Below are 230 nucleotides of genomic sequence, written 5' to 3' on the forward strand. Positions count from 1 at the left end.
TACTGATAAACCCATTGGCGCGCTGCTGCTGCTGTGGCCGACCTTATGGGCGCTGTGGGTTGCCACGCCGGGCGTGCCGCCGCTGTGGATCCTGGCGGTGTTTGTGGCGGGCGTCTGGCTGATGCGCGCTGCGGGCTGTGTGGTTAACGACTATGCTGACCGGAAATTTGATTGACATGTTAATCGCACCGCGAATCGTCCTCTGCCGAGCGGTCAGGTGACCGGGAAAG

General features: G+C 61.7%; 1 pseudogene. It reads left to right on the forward strand.

The window, feature by feature from the left end:
- Positions 1-172: pseudogene (locus RTW80_RS31085) on the forward strand (UbiA family prenyltransferase); the annotation flags it as partial.
- Between the last annotated feature and the right edge of the window lie 58 nt (positions 173-230).

Origin of the sequence: Escherichia sp. AM3 (genome assembly GCF_032029835.1) — a bacterium.
Taxonomy (GTDB): domain Bacteria; phylum Pseudomonadota; class Gammaproteobacteria; order Enterobacterales; family Enterobacteriaceae; genus Escherichia; species Escherichia coli.